The following is a 19,464-nucleotide window of genomic DNA, read 5'->3' as shown; positions in this document are numbered from 1 at the left end:
TAAACTATTTCTACGCTTTAAATAAAGGATTGCGAAATTGAATTGCTTCAGCAATGTGACGATCTGTAATTTGTTCTTCTTGATCTAAATCGGCAATTGTTCGTGCTACTTTTAGAATTCGATCATAACCGCGAGCACTCAGCTCTAGTTTTTGAAAAGCGCCTTTAAGTAATTTTTGTGCACTTACAGTTAAACAACAAGTTTTTAACACCTGTTTATGGCTCATTTGTCCATTGCAAAAAATACTCCATTGTGCCAATCTCTCTTGCGTCAGATTTCTTACCGCGATGACTCGTTTACGGATCGTTTCTGATGGTTCACCTTGCGATTTTAGGGATAAATCATCGTAAGAAACAGGTTCTACCCACAAATAAATATCAATCCGATCAAGCAAGGGGCCTGAGATTCTATGTTGATATCGTCGAACCTCTTGTTCAGAGCAGGTACAGCGATCACTGGGGAAAAAGCCGCAATTGCATGGATTAGCAGAAGCAATTAATACGAATCTAGCAGGAAATGAAATAGTGGCATTTACTCTAGCAATAGTTACAATACCATCCTCTAAGGGTTGCCGCAATACTTCAAGCACCTGACGTGAAAACTCGGGCAGTTCATCGAGAAATAATACGCCATGATGAGCCAGACTTACTTCTCCCGGTCTAGGGATTCTCCCGCCACCAATCATGCTTGCAGCTGAAAGTGTATGGTGAGGGTGGCGAAAAGATCGTTTTCGTATAAGGCCTGAAGGCCTCTGCAATTCGCCGCTGACGCTATAGATTTTAGTTACTTCTAATGCTTCTTCTTCTGTAAGTGGCGGTAAAATAGAAGGCAGTGCTTTCGCCAACATTGTTTTTCCCGCTCCAGGTGGGCCGACCATAAGTAGATTATGGCCGCCAGCAGCGGCAATTTCCATAGCTCTTTTAGCAACAAGTTGCCCTTGAATATCAGCAAAATCGAATTCGTAATTGCCGCTAAAAAATGCTTCAGGCTCTGCCTCAATACAAGGCAGAGCCTGATTCTCTGTCAAATAACCAACAAGCTGGCGTAATGTAGCGGCAGCTCCAACAAAAGGATTTCCCATAAGTAATGCTTCAGATCCGTTTTCCGGCGCCACATAAACAGCATGTAGTTCCTGATTTTTTGCGGCTATGACCATTGGTAAAATACCACTTATCGGCCGCAAACGACCTTCTAAAGATAATTCGGCCGAAAAAAGACAATTGTTAATTTTGTCCTGAGCGAGCTGTTCACTAGCGCATAAAATTCCCATAGCGATAGGCAAATCTAATCCAGAGCTATCTTTTTTGAGTTCTGCTGGAGCTAAATTTACAGTAATACGTTTTTGCGGATATATAAATCCAGAATTTTTTAAAGCAGACCGAACCCGTTCTTTTGATTCTCTAACAGCGGTGTCAGGTAATCCCACGATATCAAAACAGGGAATTCCGTTACTAATATCGACTTCTACAGTAATAATAATTCCGTCAAGGCCAAGCGTCGTAGCGCCAAAACTTTGTGCATACAATTTTGTCCCCCCAAGAAGTTCTTTATAGTTCTCTTTTCTTGCTTTCTTTTTTTATAGAAAAAAATCCTCTTTGCCAAACCTTTAGAACTAGAGCATCTATTAGATATTTTTGGGGATACTTAGTATTTCGAAATAAATCATAAGGAGCAAATAATAATGGTCAAAACCGTTGTACTTGATTTTGATGGTGTGATCCACAGCTATACAAGTGGATTTCAGGGAGTTGAAGTTATTCCTGATCCACCTGTTACTGGGATAAAAGAAGCAATTGAGGAGATTCGAAAGCATTATCGGGTTGTGATTGTGTCTACTCGCTGCCATCAAGCTGGAGGAAAAGAAGCTATTAATATATGGTTAAAACAATATGGCATAGTCGTTGATGACGTAGCTGTACACAAGCCACCTGCAATAGTGTATGTTGATGATAGAGCTATTTGTTTTGATGGTAATTCGAAGGGGTTATTAGATAAAATAAGGCGTTTTAAAACTTGGTATCACAACTAAACTGTCAAGCCATTCTAGTTTAAAACAAGACTATTATGAGTGTTCGTGGGCTTATCTCTCTTTATTAAATTTTGAATTTTAGTACGGCGTTTCTCATTCCTTCTGCCAATCTTGCTAAGGCTTGGCTGGCAGAAGCAACTTCTTCCATTGTAGCCGACTGTTCTTCTGTTGCGGCAGATACGGTTTCCGATTGCTCGGCTGTTTTACGGCTCAAGTCATCAATGATTTTGGCTGAAAATACAATTTCTTCACTATTCGTTGACATCTGATCCATTGTTGTAGAGATACTTTTCATTTGATTAGAGACTCCTATAATTAATTCTGCAATATTTTTGAAAGTTTTCCCGGCGAGAGTTACAACCTCAGTACCAAGTTTTACTTCTTTTGTACCAGAATTCATGGAATTAACGGCTTTATCGGTTTCATTTTGTATTTCCGTGATCAATTCAGCAATTTGTTTTGCCGCATCTTGAGATTGTTCAGCTAACTTTCGAACTTCTTCTGCCACTACAGCAAAGCCTCGACCTTGCTCTCCCGCTCTTGCTGCCTCAATTGCGGCATTTAAGGCCAAAAGATTTGTTTGGCCAGCGATGCCAGAGATTGTATCAACAATTTGCCCAATTTCTTTAGAACGTTCGCCAAGTTTTTGTACAACTTCAGCCGAGGCAAATACGGTTTTTTCAATATTATTCATTTGAGTGATTGCCTTTTCTACCGAGTGATTTCCTTCGTTTGCTTGATTGGAAGCGTTTTCGGATTGTGTTGAAACTGTATAGGCTGTATCCGTTGCTTCTAGGATATTTCCTGCAAGATTATCTACTATATTTGATGTTTTTAATGCCGCTTGTAGTTGTTGCTCGGCGCTTTTAGCCACATCATTGATTGAAGAGGCGACTTGAGTAGAAGCTAATGCAGATTGCTCAGCACTAGCATATAATTGCTGAGAAGAAGCGGCCACCTGTTCCGAGGATTCATGGATTTGTTTTAGTATGGATCGTAAGTTCATTCGCATGTTAAGTAAAGCGTTTGAAACTTGGCCAAATTCATCTTGATTCATGATGCGCCGAGGCTTATCCGTAAAATCTCCGGCAGCGAGTTCTTCACAAAATGACACCATGCTTTTTAAAGGATTTACAATTTGCTTGGAAATGTAATATCCGCTTATTAAGAAAATAGAACCTAACAACATAACGAGAAAAATAGTAATTCGATTTGATGTATTAAAAGAATCCGTGGATTTTTGTTTCGTTTGTAATGATACTTTATTATAGTATTCTGAAACTTGTCTCATATCGTCAATAGAAGCTTGAGCTTGTTTTTCAACAGTTTTTACATAAAGTTGATAGGCTTCTTCATTTTTATTTTGCAGAGCAAGAGCTAGTGTTTGTTGACTGCTTGCTAAATAGGATTGGAGAGATATTTTAGCTTTGTTGAGTAACTCTTGACTCTGCGTATCATGGGGTTTACTTTCAATTAATCCGAAATTATCATTGAGCTGTCTAGTTCGTTGATCAATTAGGTTTTTAAGTTCTGAATTTTTTTTATCATCGGTCGTTAGCATTAATTCCAGAATGGCAGCATTCATTCTATTTATGTAAGATCTATTTTCGTTAACGAGAGCTATGGGAACAAGGCAGTCATCATAGATATAGTTTGTCATATCGTTTGATTGATGTAGGAAGACGTAGCTAATATATCCGAAGAGAATTAAAGATAAAAAGGCGATTGCGTTTAAAAGGAATAATTTAGAACGAACCGTTACAGTCCTTAAAAAATTCATAGTACCCCTCCTAAATAATTTTTACTTACATATATTCGACTGCAATTATCAAAAACCTACATTTTTAACATGCGAATGTTATTTGTTGTCGTAATAACTGGAAAAGAGATTTAAAATATAATTAGATTTTGTTTGTTTTCTAAATAAGTGATTAACTCATCTGTTAATTATGTCTAAAATAGGCCAATCATTAAAGGTAAAAATAAATATTTTTAAAACAAAAGAAGGAAAATGGTATAATTTGTCGAAAAAACAAGTAAATAGGAAGGGGAGAGGTAATATGGCATTGTCAGGTTGGGATAATAAATATAGCGTTAATATTCCTGTAATGGATAAGGATCATCAAAAGCTAATTGAAATGATTAGTAATTTGCATCAAGCCATGAAGACTGGCCAGAGTAAACCAATGTTGTCATCGCTTTTAAGTGATTTAACGCATTATGCTCAAGATCATTTCGCCAGTGAAGAAAAATATTTATCATCAATAGCAAGTCAGGAACTTTCTACTCAAAAACAGCAACATGTCACTTTTTTGAATAAAATTGATGAATTTAAATCAACTTATGAGGCCGGAAATACAATTTTAGCTATTCAAATACTACCATTTCTAAATAATTGGTTTTTGAATCATATTATGCAAATGGATATGAAATATAAACAATAAAGAGGGGGGATCAATATGGCCTTAATCGAATGGACCTCTAATTTTAGTGTGCATCTTTCTGAATTTGATGAAGAACATAAACAATTGGTTGCTATGATCAATTCTTTACATGAGGCAATGAAATCCGGAAAAGGGAAGGATTCAATGGCTGCTTTACTTGATAAAGCGACTGTGTACGCACAAAAACATTTTGCCCATGAAGAAAAAATGATGCTTCAGTATAATTACCCTAAATATAAAGAACATAAAGAAATTCATGATGAATTTGCCCAAAAAGTAACAGAACTTCGTGGTTTGCATGATCAAAACTTGTTGCAGGCAAATCAACTTCTAAATATCTTACGGGAGTGGTTGATCAATCATATTTGTAATACCGATATGCATTATTCTAGTTTTTTCTTAAAGGCAATGAAAGAAGAAAAGTGATGTGTATTTAGATACAAGAAGAACCTTACACTACGGGCGATCTGCCGCAGGTGAGATGGTTAAAGAATCAATTAGACAACCTAAAAAGCAGCTATTGAAGGACAATTTCCTTAGTAGCTGTTTTTATTTTTATATCTTCCATTTGATTTTTTGTATCAAAAGCCATATAATCAAATACGAACAAATGTTCTGTTTGGGAAAAGGCAATATAGCGCAGAAAAACTTGCCTGTAAGTTTCTATAAAATTTATGACAATATAGAATATGGCGGGAAGCGTTTTTGTAAAAGGATTAGCGGGACATAATAATGATATGGAGGCGTATAAGGTTGTTTTGGTCAAGGTTGACCGTTTAGGAATGCGATAGACTTGCAGGATTTGCGATAAAAAAGTCAAACTGTTTGATGAGAATGGTATTTGGTTCATAGTAATCGACTAAAGGGAGGAATTTTATGCGTTTAAGCTGCAAGTGTGGAAATACAGAGAATTTATCTGCTAAAATGGAAGGCTTTGATTTTGAGATTGTCAGAGTTTCAAATGATAGTAAGACGATTGTAATAGCTGTAAAGTGTCGGCGCTGTGGCACACAGTCCGAGAAAATTTTACTCGGAGCATAAAGCAGAGTTGTCATGAGTTAGTCACAATCTTTATGTATGATTTAAGTATCAAAATAAAGAAGGTGATTTTATGTTTCATCATGGGGGCTTTTTTATCTGGGGCATAGCTAGCGCGGTTATTCATGTAATGATTGCAGGCGGTTTTTTATATTTGATGTTTAGTATCGCAAAATCGTTAAAACGCATTGCTGCTAAAATGGATAAACAAGAATAAAATAAGTTCCAATTGCAAAGCGGTTAGAAAAGTAAGCTATGAAATCGTATTCATTGATATAAAAACGTCTTGGAAAAATAATTAAGAAGTTCCTTGACATTAATAAGGTACCTGTATATAATTAAAAACAGAAGGTACCTTATTATTTTGATGAGGAGAGATAATTATGGAACAAGATAGAAATTTAATTGAACAGTTTGTTGTTTTTAGCCGTTTAATGATGCATAAACATCATCATATGAAAGGTTGCCAAACACATAATCCATATCGTGGGCAAGGTCGCATTCTTTCTCTACTGAAAATGGAGCCTAAAATGAGTCAGAAGAAGTTATCATTTTTATTGGGGATTCGGCCCCAATCAATTGGTGAACTTCTGGGAAAATTGGAGCAGGCAGGTTATATTAAAAGAAACCAATCAGCAGAAGATCGCCGAGCAATGGAAATTGAACTTACCGAACAAGGCTTGGCGGCAGCTGTTGCTGACGAAACACCACAGGAAAAAGAAAACAGTCTGTTTGATTGCCTTAATGATGAAGAGAAAACGAATCTTTCCTCCTATATGGACAAGCTTATTGAATCACTGAAAGAGGGACTCGGTGAGCAGGCAGAGGAAATGTTAAAGCATCATCATGGGCCACACGGACGTCATGGTCACGAATGTCATGAAGGACACGGCCATCATTGTGGCGGTCACGGCCACCCTGGGCAACATTGGCATCGTCATCAATTTGAAGGTCAGGACGACTTGAAACATAAATAAGAATAACCATACGATATATAACAAACCCAGCTATTACCAATGGTAGTAGCTGGGTTATTTTTTCTTTTAAATAAGAATTTGCTTATTTTTTTCATTATGTGATATTTATTACAGCTTGGAGAGTTATAGGGTGATAAATTTATAGTATGATTTTTAGTTATTGAAAGATTCTTTTGCAAAACAGCTAAAAATATATTATAAGGAGAATAGAAAAATGGATATTGATAATTTATTACGACAGCATCATGATATTCTTGCTTTAGTTGGAGAACTTGAAAAGTATAAAACAGGTGATTTACTTCAAAATAATGTGGTTACGGTGGCAAAATCTTTAGCTCAATTAGCGGGGATATTAAAAATGCATCTTTCCTCTGAAGATAAATTCTTATATCCAAAACTATTACAAAATACTGATGCAACAATTCATACAACAGCTAAGCTTTTTATTAATGAAATGGGAACGCTGGGACAATCATTTGAAACCTATAAGATGTCTTATATGGGCGCCAGTAAAATTACGGCTCAGGCTGATAATTTTATAAAAGAAACCCAGAGCATTTGTGCAGCAATTCGCGAAAGAATGAATAAAGAAGAACATGATTTATATCCCTTATTAAAATAAGATTTTATTTGCGATGTAAAGTGCATTGAAATTGCACTTTTTCCGTACCTATATTTTTATAGGAGTGCGGTTGATCTGATTGAAAGCATAGGGTGTCGCCAGCTTCCAGCTTATAAGCATCATCATTAATATTAAACAATAACATTCCTTCAATTACAAATACGTATTCATCTGAATTTTCACCATGTGAAGGAGCTGTGTGGATTTTTCCTGGATCAAGTTCAGCAATGAAAATTTCAATTTGCTTATTTGAATTGGAGAAAATGGGGTATAATTTCATTCCTGTCAGATGATCAATAATTGGTATGATATCTTTTTTTCTTGCGATGCTGATCTGAGGTTGTGCTTCTTGAATTAAGTCTTTAAAGCTTACTTTGAGACCAACAGCTATTTTCCATAGAGAATTTACGGTTGGATTGGCATCGCCGTGTTCAATCTGACTCAGCAGGGCTTTACTTAACCCTGACGATTCAGCCAGTTTATCAAGGCTCATTTTCTTCTCTTGGCGCAGTCGTAGCAGGTTTTGGCTAATGATCATATTAATTTTATTCAAAAAATCGCCTCCGTTTATATAAAGAAATACTTATCTTGGCAATCCTATGAAATTAATATTATGACTCAAAAGGCAAAAATCCTGTTTGTTGCGTTGAAAATAAAAAAATGGCATCGATTATAAGTCAATTCGATGCCATAGAAAGAGTATTTTTACCAATCGTCTGTAAGGGAAAACCTTACAATTAGCCGGGAGGAAAATAGATTTTGGTCTTGATCATAAATACGAATTAGTTTTCGGAATGCATATTCTTTTGAAGCGGGATAACCGTCTTTACAAAAATAAGTAATTACAGTTGAAAAATTCATTTTCTCTCCTTCCTTTCGCTAAAATGTGACAATTGTTCGTTAAATATATTCTAACATAAATTACGTTTTTTTCAATATAATAAACGATAATTTTTTGGGGGATTTCTCTTAATTTGATAATAGTTTGGAAAGAACATATGGAAAAAATTCACTTGCGGTATAAATAAAACATAATTTTGTAACACTTCTTCTTTGCGCACATAGTCTATAGTAACCCCGATCTTGATTAAGGCTAGTGTGATAAGGAGGCAGTATTATGAATTTTGGTCGCGGAAATAGCTGGTGGATCATTATTATTATCATTTTATTGCTTTTATTCTGTTGTGCAGATGACTGTTCATCTACTTGTTAAGCCAATAGGATAGGTAATAGGAAAACATAAGTAAATCAGGTTATCCCAGTAATCCTAAAAACTTCTGCCAGAACCTTGGCAGAAGTTTTTATTTTGAGCTAAAAATAAAAAGTATAAAATGTTACGTTGAATAAAAATATAAAATGACTTATAATTATACAAATAGATGAAATAAGGAGATGGCAAAACAATGAAAAGTAAAGTTTTCGTTGACGGGCAGGAAGGTACAACAGGCTTAAAAATTCACGAATATTTATCGAAACGTTCCGATATTGAGTGGCTCAGTATTGATTCAGATAAACGAAAAGATACAACAGAACGTAGTCGCTTGATTAATTCGGCAGATATTGTTTTTCTTTGTCTGCCTGATGCCGCAGCCAGAGAGGCTGTCGCTTTGATAGAAAATGATCATACACGAGTAATCGATGCCAGTACTGCTCATAGAACCAATCCTGATTGGGCATATGGGTTGCCTGAACTTAGCCCGGCGCATCGGGAGAAAATCAAACAGTCTAAACGAGTTGCTGTACCTGGCTGTCATGCCAGTGGCTTTGCTATGGGAATGTATCCTCTGGTTAAAGCGGGGATTGTTTCGCCTGATTATCCTGTAACTTGTACCTCATTAACAGGGTATAGCGGCGGTGGAAAGAGCTTAATTGGGAAATATGAAAGTGCTGAAGCGGGTCAATTGAATAGTCCCCGTCCTTACGGGTTGACCTTGCAGCATAAGCATTTGCCAGAAATGCAGGTTATATCCGGTCTTAATTATCCACCAGTTTTTGTACCGATTGTTGCAAATTATTTCAAAGGAATGGGAGTTTCTCTGCCTCTCTATGCGCACATGTTGCAGAAAGAAATGACGGCTGAACAAGTTCATGACTTTTTTGCCGATTACTACTCTGGGGAAACTTTTTTAAAGGTTATGCCCTACGATTCGAGCGCTTTTCTTGATAATGGCTTTTTTACTGTAGAAGACTGCAATGATACAAATCGGGTAGAACTTTTTGTGTTTGGCAATAATGATCGTATTCTAGTTGCAACTCGCTTTGATAATTTAGGGAAAGGCGCTTCTGGCGCGGCTGTCCAATGCATGAATATTATGCTCGGTGTACCAGAGGATACAGGTCTTCAAGCTTAGTTTTATTGGTTTTTATTTGTATGTAAAGAGGTGCTTTTATAGCATCTCTTATTTTATTTCCTGGGAAATTATGTAATTCAAAACCTAAAATACTTGGTTTTATGGCAAATAGCTTGACTTTTATCTTTATTTTAGGCAAGCTTAGAGATAATTTATGACTTGTATCATAGCAAGAGTAATGTGGGAGGGGTTTATATAAAACCGTTAAAACGCTTAATTGCTACAGCACTAGGCCAAGAGGAACCTGATAGGGTATTGAAAAATGGCAGAATTTTTAATGTTTTTACAGGCGAATTTATGGAAGGCGATATAGCAATTGTTGAGGGGTATATTGCTGGAATTGGCAAATACCGTGCCAAAGAGGAATTGGATATGAAGGGGTTTATTTTAACGCCTGGATTTATTGACGCCCACATGCATATAGAAAGTTCGATGGTCAGCCCAAGTGAATTTGCGAAAGCTGTTGTTCCGATCGGGACAACGACGATCATTGCTGATCCTCATGAAATTGCTAACGTATTAGGTGGCGAAGGCATTCAGTATATGCTCGACGCAACCGAAGACCTACCGCTCAATGTTTATTTTATGCTGCCTTCTTGTGTACCGGCTACAGAGTTTGAACATGCTGGCGCCCAGCTCTTAGCAGCAGATCTTGCTACTTTTCTCGATCACCCTCGCGTATTAGGTTTGGGAGAAATGATGGATTATCCTGGTGTAATAACTGGTAAAGAAGAAGTATTGGCTAAACTAGCTTTGGTGCAGGGGAAAATGATTGACGGACATGCTCCCGGTGTTACGGGAAAAACTTTGGCCGCATATATTGCTGCAGGCATTCAATCTGACCATGAATGTTTAACTGCATCGGAAGCGATGGAACGGTTGGCACAGGGAATGTATATTATGTTGCGGGAAGGTTCCGCTGCCCAAAATCTTCGTTCACTTTTAGCGGCAGTTACAGCGCATACTTTGCCACAATGCCTTTTAGCGACAGATGATCGTCATCCGGAAGATTTAATTGAATTTGGTCATATCAATTATCTTATTAAGCTTTCTATTGAAGCAGGACTTGATCTAAGTTGGGTTTTGAAAATGGCAACTATCAATACTGCTAGGTATTTTGGCTTAAAAGAACTTGGCGCCATAGCAACTGGCTATCGAGCCGATATTTTAGCTTTCTCCGATACTACTACCTGGAAGCCTGCTGTTGTTATTAAGGATGGGAAAGTTGTTGCTAGAGAGGGCGCCTGTTTATCTCATAATTTGGTTAGGAAACAGCAAGTTGTTACCAATACGATTTGCTTAGGTCCGATAAAAAAAGAGAAGTTAAGAATTCCCGCCGAATCGACTCAAGCTCGAGTGATTGGGCTGATACCAAGGCAGTTGGTTACCACTTTATTGACGTTGCCTGTTCCTAGTTATAAGGGAGAATTTTTACCTGACGTTAAACAGGATATTATCAAACTAGCCGTATGGGAGAGGCATCATGGCAGTGGAAATGTTGGGGTAGGTTTATTGCAAGGTTTTGGCTTACGACAAGGTGCAATTGCTTCTACTGTAGCACACGATTCCCATAATCTTATTATTGCGGGCACGAGCGATGATGATATGATGCTTGCATTAGAGGAAATACAGCGCTTGCAAGGCGGGCTTGCCATTGTAGATAGTGGCAAAGTTTTAGGATCTTTAGCTTTGCCGCTGGCAGGTTTAATGACAGAGCTTCCTGTGGAAGAAGTAAGAGAGAGACTTTTATTTTTGCAGCTTTTAGCAAAAAAGCTTGGTATTCGAGATGTCTATGATCCTTTTATGACTTTAGCTTTTCTAAGTCTTCCAGTAATTCCCGCTGCCAAACTAACGGATTGTGGTCTAGTTGATGTAGCGCAAGGCAAAATTCTACCAGTTTCATTGTAAGATCAGTTGATTCGACTAAAAATTTTTTATGAAAGAAAAAGGAAATTGCAGTATTAAGTAGAATTATCGAATTAGAGTAAATAATAAGATAATTGCTTCATGTTTCTTTTTTGATTAGTGCCCTGAATAAAGGGTGTTGATTTACAAGTAATTTGCGAGAAGGAGAGAAAATCATGATGGATCAAGTGATGGACCCTTTAGTAAGCGTAAATGCTTTAGAAAAAATTGTTTTGGGTAATGGTGACTTTTGGCTGATTCCTTTAAAAGCGGGAAGCCCTGTGCGAATTGGCTACACCGTACAGGAAGCGAAAGATCGGTTAAAAGAAATGGGCAAAGAAGAGCAGTTTCCTTATCTTATGCAAAAGTAAAGAAGAAATAACGAGTTCGCTTGAGTTAATCAGGCGGACTTATTTTTTTAAAATTAGCAGCACTCCTAATAAAATAAAACTGGTTCCAGCCCAAAACCCAAGGGTAACCTCTTCGCCAAGTAGCAACCAGCCTAGCCATGTTCCCACGAGCGGCTGAAAAAAGAAATATATGCCGCTTTTACTTGCTTCCACAAGCAGCAGGCCTTTATTCCAAAAATGAAATGCGCCAGCCGTAGAAATAACGCCTAAGTAGAAGAGTCCGCCCCATAAGGTAGGGTCCTCTTGGATTAACTGCCAAGGAATATTTGGCAAAGAAGCGTATACGAATGGAGTTAGCGTAAGAGTAGCCGTGAAAATAGCATAAGTAGTAATCAATAAAGACGAATAGCGAGCGGGGACGAGTTTAATCAGTACGGACATCAATGCCCAGGTGATTGCAGCGAAGCCTAGAATCAATCCGCCAATTAGCGATGCATCTTGCTGACTGCCAAAGCCGGCGATTAAGATAACGCCAGCCGAGGCCAAAAGAACGGATAAGCCTTTACGCCACGTTATCGTTTCTTTTAATAGAAAGCGAGCAAAGACGACCATGAACGCTGGAGTTGCCGCTGTGATTACGGCTCCCATCTGAGCGGAGGCCAAATGAGTTCCAACAAATTGCGCCCAAATCGAAAGAAAATATCCAATAAAACCAATTAAAAAAAGCAGAGGCATGTCTTTCCAGCGAATCAAAAGCGATTGTCGCGAAAAGAGACAGAGCAGTAATAAGGCGCTTAAGGCGATTATATAGCGAAGCCAGATAAGCTCTAGTGCTGGAATCACTGTTAGAACTACTTTGCTGACCACGTAAGTTCCACCCCAGATACTAGCTGCTATCGTTAAATAAAAAGGACCAAGATAAGATGTTTTCATTGCTGGAAACCTTCTTTCTAGTAAAGAATCATTATGAATGATTATACTATAAAACAGGGTTTTTATGATGTTTTAAAATTGTTTGCATTTTACTATCTATTTGATTTGATCAATATTATCGGACTTTTCGGTGTTTATCTTTTGCCACTCAGTGAAAGATTTTAACTGTTGAGACGCTTTTTATAGTGCTTTTATGCAAATTACAGTATACTTAAATCCATAAATTATTTAAAACTATAGAAATGGGGTTTATAAGCGAATGAATGCAAGTCAAGAATCTTTTGCCAAGAAGTATGGATTACTAATTGGACTTATTGCCATGATCGCTATCTTACTGTTGCCACCATCGCCGACGTTGCCTGTTGCGGGGCATCGGATGTTAGCTATTTTGGTATTTTCTATTGTGGTGTGGATGACTGATGCGATTTCCTATCCTGTCAGTGCGGCAGTTATTTTAAGTTTGATGTCTTTTTTATTAGGGACGGCGCCTAACCCGGCAAAGCCTGATGTTTTACTTGGAACAAATGCCGCATTGACATCGGCGTTAAGTGGGTTTTCTAATACAGCTCTGGCCCTTGTCGGAGGTGCTTTGTTTTTAGCCGCTGCCATGACACAAACCGGGCTTGATAAACGGATTGCCTTGTTTGTTTTATCTAAAATAGGAGCTAAGACAAATCGGGTTTTAATGGGTGTTATTGCGGTTGGTTTTATTTTGAGCTTTTTTGTACCAAGCACAACAGCTCGTGTTTCTTGTCTTGTACCGATTGTTATGGGGATTATTACCGCCTTTGGCGTGGATAAGAAGAGCCGCTTTGCTGGTGTTATGATGATTGCTGTAGCACAGGCTGATAGTATATGGAACGTAGGGATTAAAACAGCTGCGGCTCAGAATATGATTGCCCTTGGATTCATAGAAAAACAATTAGGCGTATATATTACTTGGATGGACTGGTTTGTTGCTGCTGCGCCTTTTGCGGCAATTATGTCTGTGGTTCTTTATTATGTTCTTATTAAAATGATGCCGCCGGAAACAAAAGAAGTCGCAGGTGGTAAAGAAGCCATTGCCCGTGCTCTAGCTGAGCTTGGACCCATGAGCCTTGCTGAGAAAAAGTTAATGGCGATGTCTTTTATTCTGCTTTTCTTCTGGTCTACGGAGAAGATTGCTCATCCTTTTGATACGTCAACTACAACGATTGCAATGATTTCCTTAATGTTGTTACCGAAGATCGGGATTATGACCTGGAAAGATGCGCAGGCTAAGATTCCCTGGGGAACTTTGATTTTATTCGGTGTTGGCATTAGTTTGGGTTCCGCTTTATTATCAACAAAAGCAGCTGCTTGGTTAGCGAAAATCATTGTAACGCTCTTTGGGTTGCAGACTATGCCCGCTTTGGTGATCTTAGCAGTTATGGCAGCTTTTTTGATCATTATTCATTTGGGATTTGCCAGTGCGACTGCTTTGGCAGCGGCGATGATTCCTATTATTATCTCAATTTTACAAGGGAGCACCGTCACTGGCATTAACGTTGTTGGTCTTACTATGATCTTGCAATATGTCATCAGTTTCGGTTTTATTCTTCCTGTAAATGCACCACAGAATATGATTGCTTATGGTACGGAAACTTTTGAAGTAAAAGATTTTATTCGTACCGGAGTTCCCCTAGCTTTAATTGCTTACGGCTTAATTTTGTTGCTCGGAGCAACTTATTGGAAATGGATTGGTATTGTGTAAGGCTTTTTTATCGGAATAGAAAGTGCTAGGCCCTACTGTTACAGTAGGGCCTATTTTGCAGAATTAGCAGGATTTTTCTTGGCGAAAGAGAATTTAAATCGATTAGATTTTTTCAAGAAAACGGGAGGGGAATATGGGATTAATTCCTGAACTATTAAGTGAAATGGCTTTAATTGCCATGGTTGCTTATTTAATAGGGCGTAACAAGTACTTAGTTAATTGTATGATTCGTCCGGCTACTTTTTCTTCGCAACTTGTATTAACATTAATTTTCTCTAGTTTATCCATTATGGGAACTTATAATGGTATGCCAATAGAGGGGGCTTTGGCTAATAATCGAACAGTTGGCGCTTTAATGGGCGGATTTATGGGAGGTCCTTATGTTGGTTTTGCTGTAGGGGTCATCAGCGGTTTTCATCGCTATGTATTGGGCGGGTTTACGGCGGAAACTTGTGGCTTTGCCACTATTTTAGCAGGTTTGATCTCGGGTTGGGTACGCCATAAAGTTGGCATCGTTCAGGTGCCATGGAAAACAGCGGCTTTGGTTGCTTTTCTCGTTGAAGTGATTCAAAAACTGATGGTTCTTGCTTTTGCAAAACCCTTTGAGGCTGCATGGGCGTTGGAGAAAGCGATTGCGGTTCCGACAACTCTCGTTTCTGTCATTGGAACAGTCGTGTTTGTTCTTATCATTAAAGATATTCGTGCTGAACAGGATTTAGCAGGTGCTAGAGCGGCCGAATTAGCATTAAATATCGCCCGGAGAACCAGTGTCTATTTGCGTAATGGTCTTACTGTGCAATCGGCCGGAAAAACAGCTCAGTTTATTTATGAATTAGCCGAGGTGGATGCGGTAGCGATTACCAATAAGGAGAATATTTTAGCTTTTATTGGATCAGGCAGTGATCATCATAAAGTGGGTGAAAAAATTTTGGCTTCTTCCACGCAGACTGCCTTAGACAGTAGACATCCCGTTATTTTTAACACATCAGAAGAGCAAGGCTGTATTGTACCCGAATGTCCACTGCAATCAGGGATTGTGGCGCCGCTTATTGTTGGCAGCGAAGTAGTTGGTACAATAAAAATTGCTAAAACGCAGAAAAATTCAGTTACTTCGATTGATACTCATATTGTTGATGGTTTAGCAAGTCTGTTATCGGCGCAGATTGAGCTTGATGAAATTGAACAACAGAAAAAACTGAGGGAAAGAGCCGAGTTAAAAGCGTTGCAGGCGCAAATTAATCCTCACTTCATTTTTAATACGATTAATATTATTATTTCTTTTTGTCGTACCGATCCGAATATGGCACGAGAACTTCTTGGTCATTTAGCCACCATGATGCAGTTCAATTTTAGTGAACATGGTGAATTTATCAGCTTAAATGAGGAAATAGAAGGGATTCATGCTTATTTAGAAATAGCCAAGGCGAGGTTTGGACCAAGGCTTACTGTGGGTGTTGATGTAATTAATTGTGAGGGAAGCGAGAAACTGCCAGTTCTATTTCTGCAGCCTATAGTGGAAAATGCTATTTTACATGGGCTGTTTCCGAAAATTGCTGAGTGTCATTTGAAGGTGGAAATTCGGCGAACGCAGCAGGAATTGTTTGTCGAGGTTTATGATAATGGCGTAGGAATGGAAAGGCAGCAAGTAGAGGCTGTTTTCGCTGAACAAACAGATGGTATCGGTCTTGTGAATGTCCAGCGGCGTTTAATCGGTCTTTACGGTAAAGAGAGAGGATTACAGATTCAAAGTAAAGTCGGACAAGGTACTACGGTGCGAATGCAAATCCCACTGAAGGAGGCGACTCGTCAGTATGCCGTTTAGAACAGTCATTGTTGATGATGAGCAGCCAATTTGTGATGAAATTGAATATCTATTAAAAAGTCATATTGATATGGAAGTAACCCAAAAATTTTGCAATAGCATGGATGCTTTGACTTACTTAGCAAAGAACGATTGCGATCTTCTGTTCCTTGATATCAAAATGCCGCAAATGACTGGACTGGAATTAGTACAAAAACTAGATGTGTTGCGTCAACCGCCACTCGTCATTTTTTTAACAGCTTTCCATGAGCATGCTCTCGAAGCTTTTAACACTTTAGCCGTGGGATATATTACGAAACCGGTGACTCAGGCGAAAATTACGAAGGTGTTGCATAAAATTCGTTTGTTATCAACACGGGAAACAGGTGAAATTTCTCCTGTTTCTAGGATTTGTGCAATCGAAAAGGGAAATCTGGTTCCCATTGATAAAAAAGCGATTGTTTTAGCTTATGTGAAAGATAAAGACGTTTTTATTCGCACGAAAGAAAAGGAGCTTCCTGTTGCACTGACTTTGCAGGAGGTCGAGGCCACATTAAATGATGGATCGTTTATGCGCGTGCATCGCCAATATATTATTAATCTCGATTTTATTGCGGAAGTTGTTCCCTGGTTTCACGGTTCTTTTCTTTTGCGTATGTCTGATTGCAAGCATGAAGAAGTGCCAGTGAGCCGCAATAAAGTAAAAGCGTTGAAAACCGTTCTGGGGATTCGTTAAAAAAGCACAGAAAAAGGAATTGAGAAGATTCCTTCTTTCTGTGCTTTTTATTTTAATTTATCTGCTTTTTAACTACACTTTGAATCGATTGACAGCTTGCTGTAACTGTTGCGCCATATCCGCTAGGTTTTGACTTGCTGAAGAAATTTCTAGCATAGAGGCGGATTGTTCTTCTGTTGCAGCGGAAACCGTTTGGGCCTCAGCAGCTGTTGTTTTACTTAAATTATCAATGGAAGTCATTGCGGTAGCTATTTCACGGCTTCCTTGCCCCATTGTTTCGATGGCGGTAGAAATGTTAGCAACTTGGCCGGAGACTTCTGTAATTAATTCGGCAATTTGCCGGAACGCTTCACCAGAAGATACAACGACTTGTGTTCCTAGTGCAACTTCCCGTGTGCCTTGATCCATTGCAGTGACAGCTTCATTCGTATCCGATTGAATTTCATGGATTAATTCGGCAATTTGTTTTGCTGCTTCTTGCGACTGTTCCGCTAGTTTGCGAACTTCTTCAGCAACGACAGCAAAGCCACGGCCTTGTTCGCCAGCTCGAGCAGCTTCAATAGCAGCATTTAAAGCAAGTAAATTAGTTTGTCCGGCAATTCCAGCAATCGTATCGACAATTTGGCCGATTTCTTTGGAACGTTCGCCGAGATTGGCAACAACTTTTGCGGAAGTATTTACTGTCTTTTCGATGAGTTCCATTTGATTGATTGCTCGTGAGACCGATGTGCCGCTTGCCTGTGCCTTCTCGCTTGCTATCGCTGATTTGTCAACAGCGCCACGGGTATTTGTGATAATTTCATTGCTATTAGCAAGCATTTTATCAACAATAATCTTAGTTCTTTCTACTGCATGAAGTTGATGTGCTGCATTCTCTGCAATATTGGTTACCGAAACTGCAACTTGATTAGAAGCCTGTGAAGACTCTTCCGCACTTGCTGTCAGTTCCTCTGATGATGCTGCAACATGCTCGGAGCCTGTATGTACCTTTAGAATCAGATCTCTTAAGTTTTGCACCATGGAGTTAAAACCGCTGGCAAGAATACCAATTTCATCTTTTCCGGTTACGGTACTTTGAACCGTGAGATTTCCTGATGATACTTCCTGGACATCTTGAGCGAGGGCTTCGATCGGTTTAGACAAACGATTGGCTGTCACATAGGTAATGCCAATAACAATTAGAATAGAAAGAACAGCGATAATTGTTAAAAGCCAACTCAGATGGGTGAGAGAAGCAAAAACGACCTTTTCCGGTACGGTAATGGCCAAAGTCCATCCAGTAGAAGGAACTTTTTGATAAACCATTAAATAGGTTGTACCGCTTAAATCATAGCTGCTATACCCATCATTGCTGGCAAGCATTTTTTTCATCATATCACTATAGGGTTTTAATTTTTCGACTTCAAAGACGTTTTTAGATAGAAGTTCGTTGTCGGGATGGGCCAGCATCATGCCTTTGCTATCCATGAGAAAAGCATATCCTTGACCGTAAATATTGATTTCTTTAATCGTATCAACAAGAGTTTGAAGTAAAATATCTTCAGCTAAAATACCACGAATTTGACCTGTAGAAGTTTTTAGCGGCATGGCTACAGATACGGCCATTTGATTTGTTACTAAATCTAAATAGGGATCGGTAAAGACTAATTTCTTCTGCTCCATGCCCGTTTTATACCAGCCACGTGCTCGGGGATCATAGCCGGGAGGGGGAGCCCAACCGCTGCCATCAATCATTTTGCCATCTTGACTACCAAAGTATAGATCGGAAACACCTGGATCAACATTTTTGTAACCGGCGACCATTGGAACCGTGATTTCGCCATCACCCACAGTACTTTGAATGGTTCCGGCGGTGGTTTCAAGAATTTTTCCTTTAGTCAGCAACCAGCCTTCCAATCTATTTACTTGTGAGTTTACATTGTTTTTTAATTCACTATGAATTCGTACGGTCATTTCATTCTTTGTAAATAAGTACCCAGCTAAGGATGATACTAAAAGAATGATTGCTGATAAGAGTGAAAAAATCAATGTAAGTTTGGTACGTAAACTCATAAAATGCATCCTCCTTCATTCATATTTATATCGGTCATTTTTTTATTATAACAGGGATTGTTTCAAATCCATAGGCTAAAAGGCTGATTTTTATGAATCAAAGCTAAGAAAAATGATATTAAAAGTGAGATACTGTTTTATTTAATATAATGAATGAAAATGTTTAAGATTACTTAAACTCAAATGGCTGTATAAGTGGTTTCGTAGATAAAAATGAAATAGAGTAGTGAATAAAAATGTGAAGAAAAAAGTGTTGACATAAGTGAATCTGCTGTGCTATTATATACAAGTCGCCGCTGAGCGACACGAAAACAGAAAAGAATCATCGCTTCTGAAAACGAAGGCGAAACGGTTAAAAAAGAAACTTTGAAAAAAGTGCTTGACAAACTGGTTCGAAAGATGGTAAACTATCTAAGCTGCTTCGGTAGCGGCTCTCTGAAAACTAAACGATGGATAAGTAACAACAAGCCAGATGTGCGGGTTTCGTAAGAAAC

Annotated in this window: 18 protein-coding genes; 13 read left to right on the top strand and 5 right to left on the bottom strand. The window is 38.5% G+C overall.

Annotated features, from left to right (window positions below; translation table 11 throughout):
* Positions 1–10: 10 nt before the first annotated feature.
* Positions 11–1,525, bottom strand: coding sequence for a YifB family Mg chelatase-like AAA ATPase (locus AC0MXB_RS12815; RefSeq protein ID WP_474040093.1), 1,515 nt, complete (start codon positions 1,523–1,525; stop codon positions 11–13).
* A 156-nt stretch (positions 1,526–1,681) separates the two neighbouring features.
* On the opposite strand from AC0MXB_RS12815, the gene AC0MXB_RS12810 reads away from it, so the two are divergent.
* A complete protein-coding gene (locus AC0MXB_RS12810) occupies positions 1,682–2,029 on the top strand; it encodes an HAD family hydrolase (protein WP_474040092.1) in 348 nt (115 codons plus the stop codon).
* Between the two features lie 64 nt (positions 2,030–2,093).
* Here the strand turns inward: AC0MXB_RS12810 and AC0MXB_RS12805 are convergent, their stop codons facing one another.
* Positions 2,094–3,809 carry a methyl-accepting chemotaxis protein gene (locus AC0MXB_RS12805; protein ID WP_474040091.1) on the bottom strand — a complete coding sequence of 572 codons (1,716 nt, stop codon included), beginning with the start codon at positions 3,807–3,809 and terminating at the stop codon, positions 2,094–2,096.
* A gap of 280 nt (positions 3,810–4,089) precedes the next feature.
* On the opposite strand from AC0MXB_RS12805, the gene AC0MXB_RS12800 reads away from it, so the two are divergent.
* The 6 genes from AC0MXB_RS12800 to AC0MXB_RS12775 all read left to right on the top strand — a co-directional run bounded on the left by AC0MXB_RS12800 (position 4,090) and on the right by AC0MXB_RS12775 (position 7,110).
* A complete protein-coding gene (locus tag AC0MXB_RS12800; protein ID WP_474040090.1) occupies positions 4,090–4,473 on the top strand; it encodes a bacteriohemerythrin in 384 nt (127 codons plus the stop codon).
* A 15-nt stretch (positions 4,474–4,488) separates the two neighbouring features.
* A complete protein-coding gene (locus AC0MXB_RS12795) occupies positions 4,489–4,899 on the top strand; it encodes a bacteriohemerythrin (protein WP_474040089.1) in 411 nt (136 codons plus the stop codon).
* Between the two features lie 450 nt (positions 4,900–5,349).
* A complete protein-coding gene (locus AC0MXB_RS12790; RefSeq protein ID WP_474040088.1) occupies positions 5,350–5,514 on the top strand; it encodes a hypothetical protein in 165 nt (54 codons plus the stop codon).
* A 70-nt stretch (positions 5,515–5,584) separates the two neighbouring features.
* Positions 5,585–5,728 (top strand): hypothetical protein, encoded by a 144-nt coding sequence (locus AC0MXB_RS12785; RefSeq protein ID WP_474040087.1) that lies wholly within the window; start codon positions 5,585–5,587, stop codon positions 5,726–5,728.
* A gap of 166 nt (positions 5,729–5,894) precedes the next feature.
* Positions 5,895–6,488, top strand: a complete 594-nt coding sequence (locus tag AC0MXB_RS12780; protein WP_474040086.1) for a MarR family winged helix-turn-helix transcriptional regulator — start codon at positions 5,895–5,897, stop codon at positions 6,486–6,488.
* Positions 6,489–6,702: 214 nt separating this feature from the next.
* A complete protein-coding gene (locus tag AC0MXB_RS12775) occupies positions 6,703–7,110 on the top strand; it encodes a hemerythrin domain-containing protein (protein ID WP_474040085.1) in 408 nt (135 codons plus the stop codon).
* A 4-nt stretch (positions 7,111–7,114) separates the two neighbouring features.
* On the opposite strand, the gene AC0MXB_RS12770 is transcribed toward AC0MXB_RS12775, so the two are convergent.
* Positions 7,115–7,663, bottom strand: a complete 549-nt coding sequence (locus tag AC0MXB_RS12770) for a helix-turn-helix domain-containing protein (protein WP_474040084.1) — start codon at positions 7,661–7,663, stop codon at positions 7,115–7,117.
* 850 nt (positions 7,664–8,513) lie between these two features.
* Between AC0MXB_RS12770 and argC the strand changes: the two genes are divergently transcribed.
* The 3 genes from argC to AC0MXB_RS12755 all read left to right on the top strand — a co-directional run bounded on the left by argC (position 8,514) and on the right by AC0MXB_RS12755 (position 11,737).
* Positions 8,514–9,461 (top strand): N-acetyl-gamma-glutamyl-phosphate reductase, encoded by a 948-nt coding sequence (argC, locus tag AC0MXB_RS12765; protein ID WP_474040083.1) that lies wholly within the window; start codon positions 8,514–8,516, stop codon positions 9,459–9,461.
* Between the two features lie 180 nt (positions 9,462–9,641).
* Complete coding sequence (gene ade / locus AC0MXB_RS12760; protein ID WP_474040082.1) at positions 9,642–11,369, top strand: adenine deaminase; 1,728 nt, start codon at positions 9,642–9,644, stop codon at positions 11,367–11,369.
* Between the two features lie 173 nt (positions 11,370–11,542).
* On the top strand, positions 11,543–11,737 hold the full coding sequence (locus AC0MXB_RS12755; RefSeq protein WP_474040081.1) for a hypothetical protein: 195 nt from the start codon (positions 11,543–11,545) through the stop codon (positions 11,735–11,737).
* Positions 11,738–11,776: 39 nt separating this feature from the next.
* Here the strand turns inward: AC0MXB_RS12755 and AC0MXB_RS12750 are convergent, their stop codons facing one another.
* On the bottom strand, positions 11,777–12,649 hold the full coding sequence (locus AC0MXB_RS12750) for a DMT family transporter (protein ID WP_474040080.1): 873 nt from the start codon (positions 12,647–12,649) through the stop codon (positions 11,777–11,779).
* 259 nt (positions 12,650–12,908) lie between these two features.
* Between AC0MXB_RS12750 and AC0MXB_RS12745 the strand changes: the two genes are divergently transcribed.
* The 3 genes from AC0MXB_RS12745 (at position 12,909) to AC0MXB_RS12735 (ending at position 16,918) form a co-directional block, all read left to right on the top strand.
* The gene (locus tag AC0MXB_RS12745; protein WP_474040079.1) at positions 12,909–14,381 is read left to right on the top strand and encodes a DASS family sodium-coupled anion symporter; all 1,473 of its coding nucleotides are present in this window, start codon (positions 12,909–12,911) and stop codon (positions 14,379–14,381) included.
* Positions 14,382–14,514: 133 nt separating this feature from the next.
* Positions 14,515–16,203 (top strand): LytS/YhcK type 5TM receptor domain-containing protein, encoded by a 1,689-nt coding sequence (locus AC0MXB_RS12740; protein ID WP_474040078.1) that lies wholly within the window; start codon positions 14,515–14,517, stop codon positions 16,201–16,203.
* On the top strand, positions 16,193–16,918 hold the full coding sequence (locus AC0MXB_RS12735; RefSeq protein ID WP_474040077.1) for a LytR/AlgR family response regulator transcription factor: 726 nt from the start codon (positions 16,193–16,195) through the stop codon (positions 16,916–16,918). The genes AC0MXB_RS12740 and AC0MXB_RS12735 overlap by 11 nt, the downstream gene beginning before the upstream one ends.
* Positions 16,919–16,990: 72 nt before the next feature.
* On the opposite strand, the gene AC0MXB_RS12730 is transcribed toward AC0MXB_RS12735, so the two are convergent.
* Complete coding sequence (locus AC0MXB_RS12730; RefSeq protein ID WP_474040076.1) at positions 16,991–18,970, bottom strand: methyl-accepting chemotaxis protein; 1,980 nt, start codon at positions 18,968–18,970, stop codon at positions 16,991–16,993.
* Positions 18,971–19,464 lie beyond the last annotated feature (494 nt).

This window comes from Pelorhabdus sp. sgz311001 (genome assembly GCF_055901755.1).
This window is presented reverse-complemented; position numbering and strand designations above follow the sequence as displayed.